This is a genomic window from Ramlibacter sp., assembly GCF_028292805.1.
Classification (GTDB): domain Bacteria; phylum Pseudomonadota; class Gammaproteobacteria; order Burkholderiales; family Burkholderiaceae_C; genus Ramlibacter.
Window position 1 is genome coordinate 1 of record NZ_JAQGLS010000093.1, and the last position, 6,252, is coordinate 6,252.

The 6,252-nt window shown below is 67.5% G+C and carries 6 protein-coding genes; all 6 read right to left on the reverse strand.

Features of this window, described 5'->3' with window-relative positions:
• The coding region (locus tag JWP65_RS05055; protein WP_299760956.1) for an acyl-CoA dehydrogenase family protein at nucleotides 1-220 on the reverse strand (220 nt) is incomplete at its 3' end.
• A 143-nt stretch (nucleotides 221-363) separates the two neighbouring features.
• On the reverse strand, nucleotides 364-768 hold the full coding sequence (locus JWP65_RS05060; RefSeq protein ID WP_299760958.1) for a RidA family protein: 405 nt from the start codon (nucleotides 766-768) through the stop codon (nucleotides 364-366).
• Nucleotides 765-1,925 carry an acyl-CoA dehydrogenase family protein gene (locus JWP65_RS05065; RefSeq protein ID WP_299760960.1) on the reverse strand — a complete coding sequence of 387 codons (1,161 nt, stop codon included), beginning with the start codon at nucleotides 1,923-1,925 and terminating at the stop codon, nucleotides 765-767. Before JWP65_RS05065 ends, JWP65_RS05060 begins: the two co-directional genes overlap by 4 nt.
• A gap of 90 nt (nucleotides 1,926-2,015) precedes the next feature.
• Nucleotides 2,016-2,876 (reverse strand): enoyl-CoA hydratase family protein, encoded by an 861-nt coding sequence (locus JWP65_RS05070; RefSeq protein WP_299760962.1) that lies wholly within the window; start codon nucleotides 2,874-2,876, stop codon nucleotides 2,016-2,018.
• Nucleotides 2,860-5,196 carry a bifunctional salicylyl-CoA 5-hydroxylase/oxidoreductase gene (locus JWP65_RS05075; protein ID WP_299760964.1) on the reverse strand — a complete coding sequence of 779 codons (2,337 nt, stop codon included), beginning with the start codon at nucleotides 5,194-5,196 and terminating at the stop codon, nucleotides 2,860-2,862. The genes JWP65_RS05070 and JWP65_RS05075 overlap by 17 nt, the downstream gene beginning before the upstream one ends.
• An 87-nt stretch (nucleotides 5,197-5,283) precedes the next feature.
• The coding region (gene dusA / locus JWP65_RS05080; RefSeq protein ID WP_299760966.1) for a tRNA dihydrouridine(20/20a) synthase DusA at nucleotides 5,284-6,252 on the reverse strand (969 nt) is incomplete at its 5' end.

Below are 6,252 nucleotides of genomic sequence, written 5' to 3' on the forward strand. Positions count from 1 at the left end.
ACTGCTCGGGGATGGTGGCGCCCAGCAGCCCCAGTTCACCCATCTCGCGGAAGATGGCCAGGTCGGTGTGTTCGTTGCGAAAGGCTTCGGTCACGCGCGGCAGCAGCTTGTCCTGGCTGTAGCTGGCCGCGGCGTCGCGCACGGCGCGCTCGTCGTCGGTCAGCTGCGCGTTCAGCAGCAGCGGGTCGTCCCAGTGGAAGGCGGCTTTGGCAGAGGCCATGGAAAACTCCAGAAGTTGTCTGTCCCCGGACCGGGCGCAACAGCGTGCAGACCGGTCCCTCCTGTAAAGAGGATCCGGCTTTGCCGGGCCTCTTCAGACTGATCAGATCACTCGGACAGTGCGCTTGCGCATTTCCCGAGTGATCACAGCATGGCCGTGGCTTCGATCTCGACCTTGGCACGGTCCTCGATCAGCGCCTTGACTTCCACCGCCGTCATGGCGATGTCGTAGTGGCCGATGATCTCGCGGAAGGCCTTGCCAATCTCGCGGCCGTGGGCCAGGTACTCGCGCTTGTCGATGACGTACCAGGTCATGCGAACCAGATTGTCGCCGCGACCGCCCGCCGCCGTGAGCACGTCCGCGATATTTTGCAGCGCCTGCCGCACCTGCACGCCGAAATCGTCGCTGTGAAACTGACCCTTGGCGTCCCAGCCGATCATGCCGGCGATGAACAGCATGCGGCCTTGCGCCACCACCCCGTTCGCATAGCCCTTGGGCCGCGGCCAGCCTTCGGGCAGCACGGTCGTGGCCTGGATGTCCTGGTTCATGCCTTCAGCTCCTTGAGCAGTTCGCGCGCGATGATCAGTTGCTGCACTTCGGTCGCGCCTTCGTAGATCCGCAGCGACCGGATTTCCCGGTACAGCTGTTCGACCGGGTGGCCGCTGGTGACGCCCAGGCCGCCGAAGATCTGGACGGCGGCGTCGATCACCTGCTGCGCCCCTTCGGTGGCGGCCATCTTGGCCATGGCCGCTTCCTTGGTGACGTTGCCGCCCTGGTCGCGCAGCCAGGCGGCGCGGTAGACCAGCAGCGCAGCGCTGTCGATGGTGGTCGCCATCTGCGCCAGCTTGGCCTGGGTCAGCTGGAAGTCGGCCAGGGTCTGGTTGAACATGCGGCGGGTGGTGGCCCGTTGCATGGCTTCGTCCAGCGCGCGCCGCGCGAAGCCCAGCGCGGCGGCGGCCACCGAGGTGCGGAACACGTCGAGCGTGCGCATCGCCACCTTGAAGCCTTCGCCGGCCGCGCCGATCCGTTGGCTAAGCGGGATGCGGCAGTCGCGAAAGCGCAGCCGCGCCAGCGGGTGCGGCGCGATCACATCGATCCGCTCGACGATCTCCAAACCGGGCGTGTCGGCATCGACGATGAAGGCGGAGATGCCGCGCGGCCCCGGCGCTTCGCCGGTGCGGCAGAACACCACGTAGAAATCGGCGATGCCGCCGTTGGAGATCCAGGTCTTCTCGCCCCGCAACACCACCTGGTCGCCCTCGACATGGGCGGCGCACTGCAGGTTCGCCACGTCGGAGCCGGCATCGGGCTCCGACAGCGCGAACGCCGCGATGGCGGCGCCGGAGGCGACCCGGCCCAGGTAACGCTCCTTTTGTTGCGGCGTGCCTTGCAGACTGATCGCGCCGGAGCCCAGCCCCTGCATGGCAAAGGAGAAGTCGGCCAGGCCGTTGTGGTACGCCAGCGTCTCGCGCATCAGGCAGATCGCGCGGGTGTCCATCACCGATTGCTCGCCGTGGTCGCCGCCAACCGCATGGCGCAACCAGCCGCCCGCGCCCAGTTCGCGCACCAGGCTGCGGCAGGCCGTGTCGACGTCCGGTCCGTGCAGGTGCGCCACGTGCTCGCGGGCCCAGCCGTCCAGCTCCATGGTCAGGATGCCGTGCCGCTCTTCGAAGAACGGCCAGTCAAGGTGCGTCAGCTCCCGCATGTCAGTCTCCGCCGAGCCGCTCAAGGAGACTGAAGCCTCCTTGGCGGGCAGCGAGCCACACGGAGTGGGGGAGCGTGGGGGCCATCATGTCTAGTTCCCCTCGAACTTCGGCTTCTGTTTGGCCACGAAGGCTTCGTAGGCGCGGGTGAAGTCTTGCGTCAGCATGCACAGCGCTTGCGCTTGCGCTTCGGCCTCGATCGCCTGCTCGATTGTCATGGCCCACTCCTGGTGGAGCATGGTCTTGGTGATGCCGTTGGCGAAGGTGGGGCCGGCCGCCAGGTCGGCCGCCATGGCCTGCGCCTGGTCCAGCAGCGCTTCCGGTGCGCACAGCCGGTTCAAGAAGCCCCAGCGCTCGCCTTCTTCGCCGCCGAGCGAGCGGCCGGTGAACAGCAGTTCGCTGGCCCGGCCCTGGCCGACGATGCGCGGCAGCATGGCGCAGGCGCCCATGTCGCAGCCGGCCAGCCCGACCCGGTTGAACAAGAAGGCAGTCTTGCTGCGCGCCGTTCCCAGCCGCAGGTCGGAGGCCATCGCCATGATGGCGCCGGCGCCGGCGCAGACGCCGTCGATCGCCGCCACGATGGGCTGCGGGCAGGCACGCATGGCTTTCACCAGGTCGCCCGTCATGCGAGTGAACATCAGCAGCTCGGGCGCCTTCAGCCGCACCAGCGGGCCGATGATTTCATGCACGTCGCCGCCGGAGCAGAAATTGTCACCGGCACCGGCGATCACCACCGCATGGACGTCGGTGGCGTATTTCAGCTGGCCGAACAGGTCGCGCAGCTCGGCATACGACTCGAAGGTCAGCGGGTTCTTGCGTTCGGGCCGGTTCAGCGTGACGGTGGCGACGCCGCCGCCCACTTGCCAGAGGAAGTGCTTCGCACGGTAGCCGGCCAGCTCCTTGCGGTTGCCGGCGACCAAGGCCGGATCGGCGCGCTCAATTGAATCGTTCAACGGGTGTCTCCTGTGCTTGTGCCAGTTGCTTTTCGCGTTCGAGGTTGCGCTCCAGCTGGGTCTTGCCGGACAGGTACTGCCGCGGCCACGCCACGTCGTGGTAGCCGATCTTCGCCGCTTCCTGCAGTGCCCAGGCGGGATTCGCCAGGTGTGGGCGGGCCACGGCGCACAAGTCGGCGCGGCCGGCGGCGATGATGCTGTTGACGTGGTCGGCTTCCGAAATCGCGCCCACCGCCATGGTGGCGATGCCGGTTTCGTTGCGCACGCGGTCGGAAAACGGCGTCTGGTACATGCGGCCGTAAACCGGCTTTTGCTTCTTGCTGACCTGACCCGAGGAGACGTCGATGAGGTCGCAGCCGGCCTGCTTGAAGGCGTGGGCCATCGCCACCGCGTCGTCGGGCGTGATGCCACCTTCGACCCAGTCGTGCGCCGAGATGCGCACCGACAGCGGCTTGTCGGCCGGCCAGGCGGCGCGCATGGCGCGCAACACTTCCAGCGGGTAGCGCAGGCGATTCTCCAGCGCGCCGCCGTACGCGTCGGTTCGCTTGTTGGTCAGCGGCGAGATGAAGGCGCTCAGCAGGTAGCCATGGGCACAGTGCAGCTCCAGCCAGTCGAAACCGGCCTCGGCGGCGTAGCCCGTGCTGCGCACGAAATCGTCGCGCACGCGGTCCATGTCGGCGCGCGCCATCGGCCGTGCCCAGTCGCTCACGCCGTCCAGGTACTGCTGCGGCGAGGCCGCCAGCAGCGGCCAGTTGCCCGCTTCCAGAGGCTGGTCTTCGCCCTCCCACGGCACGCGGGTGGAGCCCTTGGGGCCGGCGTGCCCGAGCTGCATCGCCACCTTGGCGTCGGTGCTGGCGTGGACGAAGTCGACGATGCGCTTCCAGCCGTCGCGCTGGGCCTCGTTCCACAAGCCGGGGCAGCCGGGCGTGATGCGCGCATCCGGGCTGGGGCAAGTCATCTCGGTGAACACCATGCCGGCGCCGCCCATGGCGCGCGCGCCCAGGTGCACCAGATGGAAGTCGGCCGGCTGACCATCGACGCAGGAGTACTGCGCCATCGGCGACACCACCACCCGGTTCTTCAGGGTCACGCCGCGCAGGGTGAACGGCGTGAACATCGGCGGGATGGCCTGCTGGTGCGCCGCGCGCTGGGCGCCGGCGCGCTGGGCGATCCAGTCTTCGTACCGCTCCACGTACTGCTTGTCGCGCACGCGCAGGTTCTCGTGGCTGATGCGCTGGCTGCGCGTGAGCAGCGAGTAGGCGAACTGCTCGGGCGGCAGGTTGACGTAGCGCGCGACGTTCTCGAACCACTCGGTGGAGTTGCGCGCCGCGTTCTGGATCTTGAGCACCTCGACGCTGCGGATCGCCTCGTAGTCGCGCAGCGCCCGGGCCAGGTCGGCGGGCGTGCGGGCGATGCAGCGGGCCAGCTCGATCGAATCCTCCAGCGCCAGCTTGGTGCCCGAGCCGATCGAGAAGTGCGCGGTGTGGGCGGCGTCGCCCATCAACACCACCGGCGCGCGGCCGTTGTGATGCACCCAGGTCTTGCAGACCACGCGCGGAAACCGGATCCACTGGGACGAGCCACGCAGGTGCGAGGCGTTCGACATCAGGATCTGGCCGTCCAGGTGTTTGGCGAACAGCTTCTCGCAGAAATCGATGGACTCTTCCTTTTCCATCTTGTCCAGGCCTGCGGCCAGCCAGACCTCTTCCGGCGCCTCGACGATGAAGGTGGCGGTGTCGGCGTCGAACTGGTAGGCGTGGGCCTGGAACCAGCCGGCGGGCGTCTGCTCGAAGGCGAAAGTGAAGGCCTCGAATTTCTTGCGCGTGCCCAGCCAGACGAAGCGGCACTTGCGCGTGTCGATGTCGGGCTGGAACGTTTCCGCATATTTCGCGCGGATCCGGCTGTTGAGGCCGTCACTGGCGATGACGAGGTCGGCTTCCGGGTAGTCCTGGTCGCCCTGGGCGTCGGTCTCGAACACCAGTTCCACGCCCATATCTTCGCAGCGCCGCTGCAGGATGTTGAGCAGGCGCTTGCGGCCGATGCCGATGAAGCCATGGCCGCCGGAGCGGATCTTGTGGCCGCGGATGTTGACTTCGATGTCGTCCCAGTGATTGAAGGCCGCCAGGATGTACTCAGCGCTTTCCGGGTCGGCCAGCTGGAGGTTCCCCAGCGTCTGGTCGGAGAACACGACGCCCCAGCCGAAGGTGTCGTACGGCTTGTTGCGCTCGATCACCCGCACCCGGTGCGACGGATCTTGCTTCTTCATGAGCAACGCGAAGTACAGGCCGGCGGGCCCGCCGCCGATGCAGACGATGTTCATGGTTGCTCCAAGCTTAGATAATTTAAGTTTAAAGCATTTGGGCGCGGCTGTCTCTTGCTCCGCCCCCTCCGCGCGAGGCAAAGAAAATCAGTCCGCCGGCGGCAGTTGCTCGTGCGCCAGCAGCATCACTTCCCGCGCCGGCCGGCCCTTGAGGCTGTGGTCGCTCCACACCTGGCGCCAGCGGCGCGCGCCCGGCAGCCCGTGGTACAGGCCCATCATGTGGCGCGCCACCGAATGCCAGGGCGTGCCGTGCAGCGCCTGCTGCCGCTCCATGTACGCCACCATCGCCTCCTCGACATCCTCGCGCCGCAGCTCGGACGCCGCTTCGCCATAGAAGAGCTGGTCCCAGCGGGCCAGCCACCAAGGGTGGTGGTAGGCCTCGCGGCCGATCATCACGCCGTCGAGCGTCTCCAGCTGCTGCTGGACAACCTCGTCGGTGACGATGCCGCCATTGATCCCGATCACGAGGTCCGGGAACTCGGCCTTGAGCCGGTGCACCAGCTCGTAGCGCAGCGGCGGCACTTCCCGGTTCTCCTTGGGCGACAGGCCCTTGAGCCAGGCATTGCGGGCATGGACCATGAAGACGTCGCAGCCGGCCTCAGCCACCGTGCCGACGAAGTCGCGCACGAACGCGTAGCTTTCGGTCTTGTCGATGCCGATCCGGTGCTTGACGGTCACCGGCACGTCGACTGCGTCCACCATCGCCTTGACGCAATCCGCCACCAGTTGCGGCTCGACCATCAGGCAAGCGCCGAAGGCACCGCGCTGCACCCGTTCACTCGGGCAGCCGCAGTTGAGGTTGATCTCGTCGTAGCCCCACTGGGCGCCCAGCCGGGCGGCCTTGGCCAGGTCGGCCGGCTCACTGCCGCCAAGCTGCAGGGCGATCGGATGCTCCGCGGCATCGAAGTCCAGGTGCCGCGGCACGTTGCCATGCAGCAGCGCGCCGGTGGTGACCATCTCGGTGTAGAGCCGGGTGCGGCGGGTGAGCAGGCGGTGGAAGTAGCGGCAGTGGCGATCGGTCCAGTCCATCATGGGAGCGACGCTCATTCGCCAAGC